Here is a 13,727-nt window from a genome sequence, read left to right on the forward strand (position 1 = left end):
TTTAAGAATGGCGTATTTATGATGTGAGTGATCTGAAAATAAGGTTAGGGTTAGGCAGGTAAGGTGCGCTAAGAGAGATAAAAAATGCACCGAAGTGCATTTTTCATTGATAACATTAAAGCGTATGTTGCTTAACTGCGTCATGTTGACGGTTTAAGTCATAGCGTGATTGTATACGGCGCATGGTGCCGCATTTGCCGCTAATCAATAGTGTTTCAGTGGTGGCGATATCACCTTGACGCTGAATACCTTCAACTAAATCACCTTTAGTAATCCCTGTACCAGCAAAGATCACATCATTACTGCGTGCCATGTCTTCAAGGCGTAGTAGTGTGTTTGGTTCAATGCCCATTTCTTCACAACGACGAATTTCTATTTCACCTAAACGGCGGTTTTCCTCAGTGTCGCCTTTTACTTGATGGCGAGGCAGTAAACGGCCTTGCATATCACCACCTAATGCGCGAATAGCGGCAGCTGAAACGACTCCTTCCGGTGCGCCACCAATGCAATACATCACATCAACATCACTTTCAGGCATACATGTAAGAATAGATGCTGCAACATCGCCATCAGGGAAAGCAAATACACGCACACCCATGGCATGCATTTCAGTGATAAGTTGATCGTGACGAGGCTTAGCAAGAATAGTAACAACCAGCTCACTCAGTGGTTTGTTCAGTGCTGTAGCAATAGCGGCAAAGTTGTCAGCTAAGGGTTTATCAAGATCGATAACACCTTTAGCTTGTGGGCCAACAACCAATTTTTCCATGTACATATCTGGTGCTTTTAACAGGCTACCTTTTTCACCTGCGGCAAGTACAGCGAGGGCATTATTTTGCCCCATTGCTGTCATACGCGTACCTTCGATAGGATCGACTGCAATATCAACAGCACAACCACCACAACCCACATGCTCTCCAATATAAAGCATTGGTGCTTCATCGATTTCACCTTCACCAATAACAATCTCGCCATTGATATTAGTGTGGTTAAGCAGGGTACGCATAACTTCAACTGCGGCATTGTCTGCTGCAATTTTATCGCCACGGCCTAACCATTTATGGCCGGCAAGGGCTGCGCCTTCGGTAACACGAGCAAATGCTATTGCTAAATCGCCTTTCATGATAACTCCAGATATAGAAATCGGTAGGTTCAAGGATATAAAAATTCTGCGCAAATTCTAGCATAATTGGCTTATCAACACGGTGGGAAATTAGATTGTCTAGGCAGTGGATTGATGATCTAACGCAACGGAATTAGGATTATGTAGTTGTAATAAAAATAAAAAAGGCCCGCTATAAATAAGCAGGCCTGATCTTAGAGGGTATTAAGGTGATATTTACGCGTCGTCATCCTCTTCTTCGTCAAACGCCCAACCTTTGGCACATTCAACCGCACGTTGCCAGCCACGGTAACGACGATTACGTTTTTTATCATCTTCACATGGGGTAAAACTTCGATCTAATTGTGATTTGTGTTGAAGCTCATCAATGCTATCCCAGAAGCCAATTGCCAGACCCGCCAAGTACGCCGCACCAAGTGCGGTGACTTCGGTAACTTTTGGACGATGTACTTCTGTTGCTAAAATATCTGCTTGGAATTGCATTAAGAAGTTATTGGCAACAGCGCCACCATCAACCCGTAAAATATCAAGTTTAATGCCTGAATCTGCCTGCATTGCATCAAGTACATCGCGAGTTTGGTAAGCAACACTTTCAAGGGTGGCACGAATAATATGATTAGAATTAACGCCACGAGTTAGTCCGACAATCGCACCTCGGGCATAGGGGTCCCAATATGGTGCACCTAAACCAGTAAATGCAGGTACAACATAGACGCCATTAGCACTGCCCACTTTTTCTGCAAAGTATTCTGAATCGTTAGCATCACTGAGTAGCTTAACTTCATCACGTAACCATTGAATGGAAGCGCCACCCATAAAGACTGCCCCTTCAAGGGCGTAAGCAACATCACCTTTAGGGCCACAAGCGAGAGTCGTTAATAGTCCATTATGTGAGGTGACTTTTTCTTTGCCGGTATTCATTAATAAGAAACAACCGGTGCCATAAGTATTTTTAGCTTGGCCTGCTGAAACACACATTTGACCAAATAATGCTGCTTGTTGATCGCCCGCAATACCTGCGATAGGAATACGGGTACCGCCTTTACCACCAATGTTGGTTTGGCCATAAACTTCAGATGAGGGTTTAACTTCAGGCATCATTGATAATGGAATATTTAGGGCTGAAAGTAACTTTTCATCCCATTGTAATGTGTTGATATTAAATAGCATGGTACGAGAGGCGTTGGTGTAATCAGTAACAAATACACGCCCTTGAGTCATTTTCCAGATCAACCAAGTGTCGACAGTACCAAATAATAATTCGCCCGCTTCAGCTTGTTCGCGTGCGCCTTCAACGTTATCTAGAATCCATTTAACCTTGGTGCCAGAGAAGTACGGATCAACCACTAAGCCTGTGGCTTCACGAATATAATCCGTTAAGCCTTGTTGTTTTAACTCTTCACACATATCGGCGGTACGGCGACATTGCCATACGATAGCGTTATAGACGGGTTTACCGGTTTTTTTATTCCATACAATGGTGGTTTCACGTTGGTTAGTAATACCGATTGCAGCGACTTGATCGCTACGAATACCCGCTTTAGCTAATGCCTCCACCATAGTTGAACTTTGGGTCGCATAAATTTCAAGAGGATCATGTTCAACCCAACCAGCTTTAGGATAAATTTGAGTGAATTCGCGTTGTGACGAACAAACGATATTGGCATTGTGATCGAGCACAACGGCTCGAGAACTGGTTGTTCCTTGATCTAACGCCACAATATATTTTCGTTCAGTAGTCATGATGAGTTCCTCGTTATCTTTATTATATAGAGTCAGTTTTAATTGAGAGGCGAGGTAATGCCTCTTTATGGTGTTGATGGATTAAATTTTATGCTTCAACTGCAGGTGTATCAGTATTGCCTTCACATTTATTCGGTAGGGTACATTTGTTGCCTGGTAGATAAATCCCAATCAGTTTAGGGTAGGCCCAGCCACCAAAAAGTGCACCACAAATTGGCGCCAGGATAGGGACGATAAAGTAAGGAATATCTTTAGCACCAGTGAGTGCCACCGTGTCCCAACCGGCAAAGAAGGTCAGTAGTTTCGGGCCGAAATCACGGGCGGGGTTCATTGCAAAACCGGTAAGTGGACCTAAAGAACCGCCAATAACAGCAATTAATAAGCCAATAAGCAGTGGCCCCATAGCACCACGTGGTGCTCCATTTTTATCATCACCAATAGCTAAAATGGCAAACATTAATACAGCGGTAATAGTAAATTCAACGGCAAATGCGCCACCAAAACTTAATGATGGGTGAGGGAATGTTGAAAAAATAGAGGCGGTATCAAGGCTAGCAACTGTTCCTCGAACAATATTATGGCTGGCTTCATAGTCAGTAAATAAGTTGCTGTATAGCCCATAAACTAAGGCGGCAGCGGCAAAAGCCCCTAATATCTGCGCCATAATATAAGGCAGGACTTTTCGTTTATTGAAGCCATGAAAACTGGCTAACGCAATAGTTACCGCTGGGTTTAAATGGGCGCCAGAAACCCCCGCCGTGACATAAATGGCAATGGCAACGCCAAGTCCCCACATAATACTGACTTCCCATTGACCAAAATCTGCACCGGTTAATTTCAGGGCAGCGACACAGCCAACGCCAAAAAATATCAGTAATCCAGTACCAATAAATTCCGCAAAACATTCTCCGACGAGCGCATTAGGTTTGGAACTTGTCATATTGTCAGTCCTTTTGATGGGTAATGTAGGGTATTGCGTTATCCTTCATGCGCTGTAATTTACAATAGTTACTTTTTTTTAAAATAATAACGGCTCAAAAATGTGCGTTCGAGCGTAAATTGTTTTCCAAAGTGAGCGTTTGGTGGCTTTTTATTGTCGGGTTGATGGCTTGAGATCATTGATAGTGATATTAGGCAGATGTAGTAATCATCGTTATTCACGATAACTGCGGCATATAAAATCGCAGGAGTAAATTATCATGGTAATGTGGAACAGAATTTGAGAAAGTTCATAGATACCACATTATTGATAGCGGAATGTGAAACGAGGCATTAAAGATATAAGGTAATGGAAATATGCTGAGGTCGTTGAATTTAGCTGTTTTTAGCGCCTAAATAAGGCTGATATTGGCTGACTTTGCAATAATTACATCAGACTTGTATGAATTTCATTCATTTGCACGAATGTGATGGAAATGTAGATGTCAGCAAGCCAATGCCTCGTTAGAATAGCGATATAAATATATATAACCCTGTCCGTAGAGATTACCTTGAATTGTTAAGGTAAATATATGGGCATAGATCAGGTGAACAATATGTCTCTAGAAATGTTGGAAAAATTGGAAGCCAAAGTTCAAATGGCTGTGGATTCAATTTCTTTACTACAAATGGAAATTGATGAACTAAAAGAAAAAAATGATAGCCTAGCTATGGAAGCACAAGAACTACGTTCTGGTCGTGAGAGTCTTGTTCAAGATAACGAAAAGCTACGTGGCGAGCATAACGTATGGCAAGATCGCGTACGTACGTTGCTAGGTAAAATGGATAGCGTAGAATAATCGCGTATTTATTTTAATACGATTATCGGCTCGGTATAGCTCCCTTAATGGGCAATATACCGAGCCGATTTTTTATGTCTGGTCACTGTCTTGTGAGGGACTGATTAGTCTATGTCTAACGCTTCGGGTGATAAAATAACCCCAGTATTGTCTGCATAAATATAATCTTCAGGTAAGAAAGTAACCCCACCAAAATTCACCGCAACATCAACTTCACCAATGGCTTGCTGATCAGCACCGACCGGAATTGCTGCTAGTGCCTGAATGCCTAGATCGAGTCTATCCAGTTCATCAACATGGCGCACGCTGCCATAAATAATTAATCCTTCCCATTGGTTTTCAACCGCCAATTGAGCGAGATCGATATCAATTAAAGCACGCCGTAATGAGCCACCACCATCGATTAACAATACCCGTCCAGAGCCTGGTAGAGATAAGGTGTCATGAATAACCCCATTATCTTCAAAGCATTTAATGGTCGTGACTTGACCACCAAATGAACTACGGCCACCGTAAGAGCTGAACATTGGTTCAACCACATCAACTTGATCGAGATAGATATCACAAAGCTCAGAGGTATTATATTCCATGGGCAGGCTTCTTATTGGTAGCTGAAAACAAAAATGGTTTGTTTAAATTATAACCAGTTGATATCGCATTGCAATTTGTATCAGTGATTAAGCTAATACCATACCAATTGCAAATAATAGGTTGGTGATTAACGCACACTTCACCATGGTTGCCATCATTGGTCGCAAAGCGGCACCATTGGTTGAGCGGTACACTTGTCGACCATGATTAATCAATAATGGTAGGCTTAAAATAAATAGCCATCCAAAAAGAGATTTTACTTCTAATAGGGCAAATAAGCTGAAAAATATCACACTAGTAGAGAGTAATACGAGGTGATATCTACGGCCCCATTGCGGCCCCATACGCACCACTAAAGTTTGTTTACCACACGCTTTATCATTATCAATATCACGTAGGTTATTGATATTTAGTACACCAACCGCCAATAAACCACATGCAGTTGCCGGTAACATGATCAATGAATCAATTTGTCCCGTTTGAAGGTAATATGTACCTGCAACACCTAGCCAACCAAAAAATATCAGTACAGATAGATCGCCAAGGCCTCGATAACCATAAGGCTTATTACCGACGGTATAGGCAATTGATGCTGCTATCGCCAGCAAACCAAGGATTAAAAAACCGACAATATCGTGCGGGTTCTTACAAGCAATTAAAATTAAGGTTAAGCCACTGATTGCGGTAAGAACGATATTAATAATCATCGCCTTACGCATTGTTGCTGCGGTGACTAAGCCTGATTGTATTGCCCGTTGTGGACCTAAACGGTCATCATTATCTGTGCCTTTAACGGCGTCGCCATAATCATTAGCAAGGTTAGATAGAATTTGTAATAACAAGGCAGTTAATAGCGCAAGAGCTGCAATACTTGCAGAAAAATTGTCGTGCCATTTTGCTACTGCGCTACCGCAGACAATAGAGGCGATGGCAAGGGGTAAGGTTTTTGGTCTTGCGGCATCTAACCAAATTGTCAGTGAAGAGGGTGAGTTCATAAATTAGATACTTAAAGTGAATACTGAAAAGGTATTATGGCGTAAATTTGGTCAGGCGCAAATTTATCCCATCAATGTTTGTTAAAGAACAAAAAAAACGGTGCGATAAAACGCACCGTTTATAAGGTTAATCGTCAGTCTAATTCGATTATAAAATGAAGCGACTTAAATCTTCATCTGCAACGAATTCGCCTAAACGTGCTTGTACATACGCGTTATCGATAAGGAATTTCTCGCCAGATTTTTCACTCGCATCATAAGAAATTTCTTCCATTAGACGTTCCATAACTGTATGTAAACGACGTGCACCAATATTTTCTGTGCGCTCATTTACCTGCCATGCAGCTTCCGCTAAGCTTTCAATACCATCAGCCGTAAATTCGATATCGACTGATTCCGTTGCCATTAACGCCACGTATTGTTGTGTTAACGATGCTTTTGGCTCAGTAAGAATACGTTTAAAGTCATGGCTGCTCAGTGCATCCAATTCAACACGGATCGGTAAACGACCCTGTAGTTCTGGAATTAAATCTGATGGCTTAGCAACTTGGAATGCACCTGATGCTACAAACAGAATATGGTCTGTTTTAACCATGCCATGCTTCGTTGATACCGTACTGCCTTCAACTAATGGTAACAAATCACGTTGTACACCTTCACGAGAAACGTCAGGGCCGGATGATTCGCCACGCTTACAAATCTTATCTATTTCATCAATAAAGACGATACCGTTGTTTTCAACAGCGAAAATCGCTTGTTCTTTTAATTCTTCTTGGTTTACCAGTTTAGCTGCTTCTTCTTCTGTTGCCGCTTTTAACGCATCTTTGATTTTCATTTTGCGTTTTTTACTGGTGTTACCAGCAAGATTTTGGAACATGCCTTGTAACTGGTTGGTCATTTCTTCCATGCCAGGAGGCGCCATGATTTCAACACCCATTTGTGGGGCTGCAATATCAATCTCGATTTCTTTATCATCAAGTTTACCTTCACGTAATTTTTTACGGAAAGATTGACGCGTTGTTGATTCTGTTGCGACTTCTTCGTTTTGTCCCCAAGCATCGCGTGCTGGTGGCAATAACACATCAAGAATACGTTCTTCTGCTAATTCTTCAGCATGTACACGGACTTTTTCAGTCGCTTGTTGATGTACCATTTTTACAGCGACATCAGTTAGATCACGAATAATCGTTTCAACTTCTTTGCCGACATAACCCACTTCAGTAAATTTAGTTGCTTCAACTTTAATGAATGGTGCATTTGCCAATTTCGCTAATCGACGAGCAATTTCTGTTTTACCAACGCCGGTTGGACCAATCATTAAAATATTTTTAGGGGTTACCTCTACACGCAGCTCTTCAGGAAGCTGCATACGACGCCAGCGGTTACGCAGTGCAATCGCAACCGCTCGCTTGGCTTTGTCTTGACCGATAATATGACGATCAAGCTCATGAACGATTTCGCGAGGAGTCATTTCAGACATTGCAACTTCCTTACTTAGTTTCTAGTTCTTCAATAGTGTGATTGTGGTTAGTAAACACACAAATATCACCCGCAATATTTAGCGCTTTTTCAGCAATTTCACGGGCGCTAAGATCTGTATTTTCCAATAATGCAATAGCGGCAGCTTGAGCGAAATTACCACCCGAACCAATCGCCACTAAATCATGCTCAGGCTGTACGACATCACCATTACCTGTAATGATTAATGAGCCGGTTTCATCAGCAACAACTAATAAAGCTTCAAGCTTACGTAGGGCACGATCGGTACGCCAATCTTTGGCTAACTCAACAGCTGATTTCAATAGATGGCCTTGGTGCATTTCTAATTTACGTTCGAAACGTTCAAATAAAGTAAAGGCATCCGCGGTGCCGCCAGCGAAACCGGCAAGTACTTTATTATTATAGAGACGACGAACTTTGCGAGCGTTGCCTTTCATTACCGTATTGCCAAGTGAGACTTGGCCGTCACCAGCAATTACGACTTTGTCGTTACGACGAACAGATACAATAGTTGTCACGTTAAACCCTCTTTGATTCAGCTCCGACGTTAGCCGGGATCATTAATGCTATTAGATCTGGGGATAGGGAGGCAGGTTTTCAAGGTGTATATAACAATTGCTGGGCGTGGTGATGTTAAGTTTTAGAGAATAAAAAAGGATGCCATGATGGCATCCTTTATTGTTATTCATACTAATGATGATTATTCCCAGAACCAAATTGCACAAGGGCTAATACCATGTTGTTGTAATTTATTCTGATCATTCATTGCTAAGCGTTTATTTTTGTAAGGACCAAGTACAACACGGTACCAAGTACCTTTATTGTTGGTTGATACTTTTATTTGACTGTTTAAGCCCTGAAACGCAATCATCGCCTTACGCTCATCTGCTTGAGATTGGCTGTGATAAGCACCGCATTGTAATAAGTAAGGTTTAGCTGGCTTCTCTTTTACAATGACTTTTTTCTGGGTTAATTCAGGAACAATGACTTTTTTATTTTCCAACTCTTGAATATAACGCCATTTTTCTTCTGGTTTTGGCGGTAAGGCATTGGTATTAACTTTTGCAGGTTGCTGCGGTTTGATAACAATAGCCGCAGGAATCGCTGGTTTCTGTTCAGGAACATCAGTACCAGAAAGGAAAAATAAACTCGTAATCAGCCCACACACTAAAATAACAGCGAAAGCTGCCCACTTGGTTGGAAAACCAGTTGTCGGCACTTTTTTGCCTTTAGGGTTAGCTTTTGCTTTTGGTGACGCTGGTTTCGCAGAGCGCCCACGTTTTACATAATCTTTAGTAGCCACGATATCGACAAATTAGTTTGGGTAGATAGATAGGACGCTATGTTACAAAGTTGGATTGATCCTGACCAGTTATTATCGCTGTTTCGTTGATAATTAACCCCATATTGTAACAAAGATGCCAGATTTTATGATCTCTGTGCAGTAACGTGTCAAATATGGGGGCGATCAATTAACGACTAGGTGGCGCTGCACTTTCACGAATAACCAGTTTGGCGTCTAATAATCGCGACCCTGCCTGAACATCTTTACCTTTGAGTAATTCTAGCAACATTAACATTGCTTGACGGCCAATTTCATACCGTGGTTGTGAGACCGTCGTTAATGGTGGATCACAATATTCTGCAAATTGAATATCATCAAAACCAACAATAGAAATATCATGTGGTACGCGTAAACCTAATCGTTTCGCCTGTTGCATGGCACCAATAGCCATGACATCAGAGTGGCAAAATAATGCTGTTGGTGGTTCGGGTAAAGCAAGTAATGCTGTGATTGCACGAGCACCTGCAGCAAAACTAAAATCACCTTTAATGGTGTAAGCCGGGTTTAGAGTGATGCCCCCACGACGAAGAGCTTGCTGATAACCTTGCTGACGAAATTGTGATAAAGCGGCTTTATCAGGTCCGGTGATTTGAGCAATGCGCTTATGGCCCATTTGAGTCAAGTAATTCACCGCATCAAAGGCAGCGGTTAAGTTATCAATGTGCACTGTTGGTAATTCAAGTTCCGGCGCATATTCACATGCCATGACTAATGGCGGCAGATTTTTTTGTTCAGGTTTACTGACGTCAAACGGTAAATTATTACCTAATAGCAACATACCATCAGCTTGTTTAGTAAAGACTAAATTAGCGAATGAATTTTCACGACGTTGTTGCTGACCACTGTCACCGAGCAACACTAAATAACCATTTTCCATTGCCGCTTCTTCAATACCACGAATGATTTCTGTGAAGTAGGGATCACAGATGTCGGGAACAATGGTAACGATAGTTTTCGATTCATTGCGGCGTAAATTGCGTGCTAGTGAGTTTGGTGAATATCCAGCTTCCATTACGGCTTGCTCGACCTTTTTCCTGGTTGAGGCCGATACTTTTTCCGGGTTCATGAGCGCGCGTGAAACTGTCGCGGTTGATACCCCGGCTAGCTGGGCAACGTCCTTCATTGTCGCCATAGTGCTTTCCTCTTGTGCTATATCTTACTAATTTACAGTTGGCTATCTGACGCAAAAATGTATTCAGATATGCTCGCCAACTAATTGTAACTGACTGAAAAACGTCAATTCATATACATATTGTAGAATGGATGCATAAGCTGAAACATGCTTTCAATAGCATAAATTACATTCGCTATGTGAGATGCATCGCATTGTGTAGTTTAAGTTAAATCTTGCGGTTCAACATCAATCGACCACCTAATTTTTTTCGCTAACGGTAAGAGCTGAATTGCAGGCTTAGCAATACTGAGTATTTGTTGAAGTTTATTTCTATTAGGTATTTGTAAAATTAATTGCCATCTAAATCGTCCAGCACGACGAGCAAGGGGAGCTGGATTTGGCCCTAAAACACAACAGTCTTGGTCATACACTGGGCTTGCTTCAAAAATCCCTCTTACTTGTTGTAAGAACTGGCACACAAGGTCGCTATCATTGGCTTCTGCACGCAATAACACTAAGTGAGTAAACGGTGGCAACAATGCTTGACGACGTTCCGTTAATGCAGCCTGAGAAAAAACGCCATAGCCTTTATGCAGTAATGATTGTAGCAGTTGATGTTCTGGATGGTGGGTTTGTAATAATACTGATCCTGGTTTACTGGCGCGACCTGCACGACCTGCAACTTGAATAAACAGCTGTGCTAATCGCTCTGAGGCACGAAAATCATTACTGAATAATGCACTATCAACATCAATTAATGCCACTAAGGTTACATTGGGAAAGTGGTGGCCTTTAGCAAGCATTTGGGTGCCAATTAAAATTTGATATTCATTATTTTTAATGGCTTCTAAATAGTTTTCTAATGCCCCTTTACGACGAGTACTATCACGGTCAATACGTACTGTTTTAAATTCAGGGAATAATTCGGCTAATTGGGCTTCAAGTTGTTCTGTACCCACACCAACAGGTAACAACTGAGTAGAACCACACTGCTGGCATTGGTGCATGATCGGCCGCTGAGTGGCACAGTGATGACACCGTAATTCCCCTGATTGCTGATGGAGGGTGTAATACGCATCACAACGATCACACTCTGCGATCCAGCCGCACTCATGGCACATCATCGCGGGTGAAAATCCACGCCGATTAAGAAACAGCATCACTTGATTGCCCGCATTGAGGTGCTTACGCATTTCTGCAATTAATGGTGCTGATAACCCCGCGTTTAAATACAGGCCTTTGACATCAATAACACCATGACGTGCAGCACTCGCATTACCTGCACGTTTAGAGAGTGTCAGATAGTGATATTTGCCTGTTTGGGCGTTATGCAGTGTTTCCAGTGCTGGCGTTGCTGAACCTAACACTATCGGAATATTTTCTTTATTGGCTCGCATTACGGCTAGATCACGAGCGTGGTAACGTAAGCTATCTTGTTGTTTATATGAAGCATCATGTTCTTCATCGACAATGATAATGCCAAGGTTAGCAAAAGGTGTAAACAGTGCCGAACGGGTGCCAATAATGATTCCAGCTTGATTATCTCGTCCAGCAAGCCATGCCGCCATGCGTTCGCTATCGTTTAAACCCGAATGTACGGTTTCTAATGGCACCTTAAAACGGCGCTTAAAACGATTGATTGTTTGTGGTGTTAGGCCAATTTCTGGCACTAAAATTAACGCCTGTTTACCCGCCGCTAAAATGGGCTCAAGTAAATTAAGATAAACTTCGGTTTTGCCTGAGCCTGTAACACCATCGAGTAGATAACAACCAAATCCTGGATTACTGTTTACCGTTGCAATCGCTAATGCTTGTTCTTCGTTTAAACGTGGTTTCTGTTCTGTAATTTCAAATTGTGGCAGCCACTGACGTTGTTGTGGTTGATGTTGTTGTTCGCTGATCCAACCTTTTTGCTCGACAGTTTTGAGGGTGGTGCTGCTGACGTCATGAGTGAGTAAGTTTTCATGACTGAGTGGACCATGACGTAATAGATTTAGGATTTGTGCTTGTTTAGGCGCGCGTTTTAAGCCATTTAGCGGCTGATCTCGACCTGTTTCAGTTAGGTGCCAATACTTTAGTGGCGTGGTTGATGCTTCTCGACCTTTACGCAGTAATGCAGGCATCGCATTGGCAAGGGCATCACCTAATGGATATTGATAATAGCTACTGGCCCATTTTAATAAGCTAAATAAAGCAGGTTGCCATAAAGGTTGATTATCTAATACTTGCTGAATAGGTTTTAACTGTTGAATAGGAAAATCAGAATCATGCCCGATAGCAACCACAATCCCGACTAATCGTTGTCGACCAAAAGACACCAGCACGCGACCACCAATAATTGGAGTGGTGTTGGGTTTGATGAGATAGTCAAAAGTTTTATCAAGTGGGACAGGTAAAGCAACGCGTGCTATTGGGTGGTTCATATTTTATCGCTTTAATTGAGCTTGTACTAAATAGTAACAGATCACGTGATAAGGGATAAGTACTGCTATGTTGCAACTATTATTGACTGTTTTAGTGATCAATAAAAGAGCGATAAAAAAACAGTGACTGAGTTGATCTCTGTGGAATGATTGATTACTATACGCCGCCTGATTTGTCGTAAATTAACGACAGACTATTTTATTAACCACGTGTGGTGCCCGGCTTTGGATCGGGAGAGCGACACGGCCTTAACTTGAGGTTTCCCCATGAAACAAGGTATCCACCCAGAATACAAAGCAGTAAACGCACGTTGTTCTTGCGGCAACACTTTCGTATTTAACTCTACTATGAGCAAAGACATCAACCTTGATGTATGCGATAAGTGTCACCCATTCTACACTGGTAAGCAACGTCAAGTTAGCTCTGGCGGTCGTGTGGACAAATTCAACAAGCGTTTTGGTGCGCTTTCTAGCAAGTAATTATTTGCCAGATGAATTTACAAAAAAGGGATGCGCAAGCATCCCTTTTTTTATGGCTGAGATTTGGCAATTATAAAAAAACCAGCAGAAGTGCTGGTTTTTTGCTATTTCATGTCCATATTATTCATTAATGTCTTCGTAGCTGATACCCATCGCTTCCATCAATGCTTTCGCTTCTGCGGGCAGATCGTCGGGGTGATCTTTACGAATATCATCATCAGTGGGTAGTGGTTGTCCTGTGTAGGCATGTAGGAAAGCTTCACAGAGTAGTTCACTGTTGGTAGCGTGGCGCAGGTTATTGACCTGACGGCGAGTACGTTCATCAGTAAGAATTTTGAGAACCTTTAATGGAATAGACACTGTAATTTTTTTTACTTGTTCATTTTTCTTACCGTGTTCTGCATAAGGGCTAATATATTCGCCATTCCACTTTGCCATGTTTTACCTTCTCAGCGATGTTTAATTAATGATGATAACAATGTCGCGATGACGGTTGTTAGTACATAGTCATGATAGGCGGCGATATTACGTGAACATCACTGATTTGTCCTCTACAGTGATAGACAACAGTTGCTAGATCACGACTATTTTTTTCAATGACTGAATTTTAGCGGGATTTACCGCTATAAGCAAAG

The 13,727-nt window shown here is 41.9% G+C and carries 13 protein-coding genes; 2 read left to right on the forward strand and 11 right to left on the reverse strand.

Annotated features, from left to right (window positions below; translation table 11 throughout):
* Window positions 1-115 precede the first annotated feature (115 nt).
* From glpX to ACJZU6_RS02635, 3 genes are all read right to left on the reverse strand, one after another.
* Window positions 116-1,123 (reverse strand): class II fructose-bisphosphatase, encoded by a 1,008-nt coding sequence (glpX, locus tag ACJZU6_RS02625; RefSeq protein WP_408900604.1) that lies wholly within the window; start codon window positions 1,121-1,123, stop codon window positions 116-118.
* Window positions 1,124-1,339: 216 nt separating this feature from the next.
* A complete protein-coding gene (gene glpK, locus ACJZU6_RS02630) occupies window positions 1,340-2,866 on the reverse strand; it encodes a glycerol kinase GlpK (RefSeq protein ID WP_080158774.1) in 1,527 nt (508 codons plus the stop codon).
* 88 nt (window positions 2,867-2,954) lie between these two features.
* A complete protein-coding gene (locus ACJZU6_RS02635) occupies window positions 2,955-3,806 on the reverse strand; it encodes an MIP/aquaporin family protein (protein WP_080158773.1) in 852 nt (283 codons plus the stop codon).
* A gap of 595 nt (window positions 3,807-4,401) precedes the next feature.
* Between ACJZU6_RS02635 and zapB the strand changes: the two genes are divergently transcribed.
* Window positions 4,402-4,644 carry a cell division protein ZapB gene (gene zapB / locus ACJZU6_RS02640; protein WP_036789682.1) on the forward strand — a complete coding sequence of 81 codons (243 nt, stop codon included), beginning with the start codon at window positions 4,402-4,404 and terminating at the stop codon, window positions 4,642-4,644.
* A 104-nt stretch (window positions 4,645-4,748) separates the two neighbouring features.
* Here the strand turns inward: zapB and rraA are convergent, their stop codons facing one another.
* From rraA to priA, 7 genes are all read right to left on the reverse strand, one after another.
* The gene (rraA, locus tag ACJZU6_RS02645; RefSeq protein WP_080158772.1) at window positions 4,749-5,234 is read right to left on the reverse strand and encodes a ribonuclease E activity regulator RraA; all 486 of its coding nucleotides are present in this window, start codon (window positions 5,232-5,234) and stop codon (window positions 4,749-4,751) included.
* Window positions 5,235-5,321: 87 nt separating this feature from the next.
* Window positions 5,322-6,230 (reverse strand): 1,4-dihydroxy-2-naphthoate polyprenyltransferase, encoded by a 909-nt coding sequence (locus ACJZU6_RS02650; RefSeq protein WP_408900605.1) that lies wholly within the window; start codon window positions 6,228-6,230, stop codon window positions 5,322-5,324.
* A gap of 148 nt (window positions 6,231-6,378) precedes the next feature.
* Window positions 6,379-7,710: an HslU--HslV peptidase ATPase subunit gene (gene hslU / locus ACJZU6_RS02655; protein ID WP_080158770.1), complete on the reverse strand. Its 1,332-nt coding sequence runs from the start codon at window positions 7,708-7,710 to the stop codon at window positions 6,379-6,381.
* A 10-nt stretch (window positions 7,711-7,720) separates the two neighbouring features.
* The gene (gene hslV, locus ACJZU6_RS02660; protein WP_080158769.1) at window positions 7,721-8,248 is read right to left on the reverse strand and encodes an ATP-dependent protease subunit HslV; all 528 of its coding nucleotides are present in this window, start codon (window positions 8,246-8,248) and stop codon (window positions 7,721-7,723) included.
* 182 nt (window positions 8,249-8,430) lie between these two features.
* Entirely contained in the window at window positions 8,431-9,033 is a 603-nt protein-coding gene (locus tag ACJZU6_RS02665; protein ID WP_080158768.1) for an SPOR domain-containing protein, read from the reverse strand.
* Between the two features lie 169 nt (window positions 9,034-9,202).
* Window positions 9,203-10,228, reverse strand: a complete 1,026-nt coding sequence (gene cytR, locus ACJZU6_RS02670; RefSeq protein ID WP_255418369.1) for a DNA-binding transcriptional regulator CytR — start codon at window positions 10,226-10,228, stop codon at window positions 9,203-9,205.
* A gap of 182 nt (window positions 10,229-10,410) precedes the next feature.
* Window positions 10,411-12,612: a primosomal protein N' gene (gene priA / locus ACJZU6_RS02675; protein ID WP_080158766.1), complete on the reverse strand. Its 2,202-nt coding sequence runs from the start codon at window positions 12,610-12,612 to the stop codon at window positions 10,411-10,413.
* 267 nt (window positions 12,613-12,879) lie between these two features.
* Here priA and rpmE point away from each other — a divergent pair, with 267 nt between their 5' ends.
* Complete coding sequence (gene rpmE, locus ACJZU6_RS02680; RefSeq protein ID WP_080158765.1) at window positions 12,880-13,092, forward strand: 50S ribosomal protein L31; 213 nt, start codon at window positions 12,880-12,882, stop codon at window positions 13,090-13,092.
* A 120-nt stretch (window positions 13,093-13,212) separates the two neighbouring features.
* Here rpmE and metJ read toward each other — a convergent pair whose 3' ends face one another.
* Complete coding sequence (gene metJ / locus ACJZU6_RS02685; protein WP_036789456.1) at window positions 13,213-13,530, reverse strand: met regulon transcriptional regulator MetJ; 318 nt, start codon at window positions 13,528-13,530, stop codon at window positions 13,213-13,215.
* Window positions 13,531-13,727: the final 197 nt, after the last annotated feature.

The sequence above is a fragment of the Photobacterium piscicola genome, assembly GCF_046058925.1.
Lineage (GTDB): Bacteria > Pseudomonadota > Gammaproteobacteria > Enterobacterales > Vibrionaceae > Photobacterium > Photobacterium piscicola.

Excerpts from the sequence above, each read along its gene's own strand:
- ACJZU6_RS02635 (WP_080158773.1), bottom strand. The coding sequence starts at position 3,806 with ATGACAAGTTCCAAACCTAATGCGCTCGTCGGAGAATGTTTTGCGGAA.
- zapB (WP_036789682.1), top strand. The coding sequence starts at position 4,402 with ATGTCTCTAGAAATGTTGGAAAAATTGGAAGCCAAAGTTCAAATGGCT.
- glpK (WP_080158774.1), bottom strand. The coding sequence starts at position 2,866 with ATGACTACTGAACGAAAATATATTGTGGCGTTAGATCAAGGAACAACC.
- glpX (WP_408900604.1), bottom strand. The coding sequence starts at position 1,123 with ATGAAAGGCGATTTAGCAATAGCATTTGCTCGTGTTACCGAAGGCGCA.
- rraA (WP_080158772.1), bottom strand. The coding sequence starts at position 5,234 with ATGGAATATAATACCTCTGAGCTTTGTGATATCTATCTCGATCAAGTT.
- hslU (WP_080158770.1), bottom strand. The coding sequence starts at position 7,710 with ATGTCTGAAATGACTCCTCGCGAAATCGTTCATGAGCTTGATCGTCAT.
- rpmE (WP_080158765.1), top strand. The coding sequence starts at position 12,880 with ATGAAACAAGGTATCCACCCAGAATACAAAGCAGTAAACGCACGTTGT.
- ACJZU6_RS02650 (WP_408900605.1), bottom strand. The coding sequence starts at position 6,230 with ATGAACTCACCCTCTTCACTGACAATTTGGTTAGATGCCGCAAGACCA.
- priA (WP_080158766.1), bottom strand. The coding sequence starts at position 12,612 with ATGAACCACCCAATAGCACGCGTTGCTTTACCTGTCCCACTTGATAAA.
- metJ (WP_036789456.1), bottom strand. The coding sequence starts at position 13,530 with ATGGCAAAGTGGAATGGCGAATATATTAGCCCTTATGCAGAACACGGT.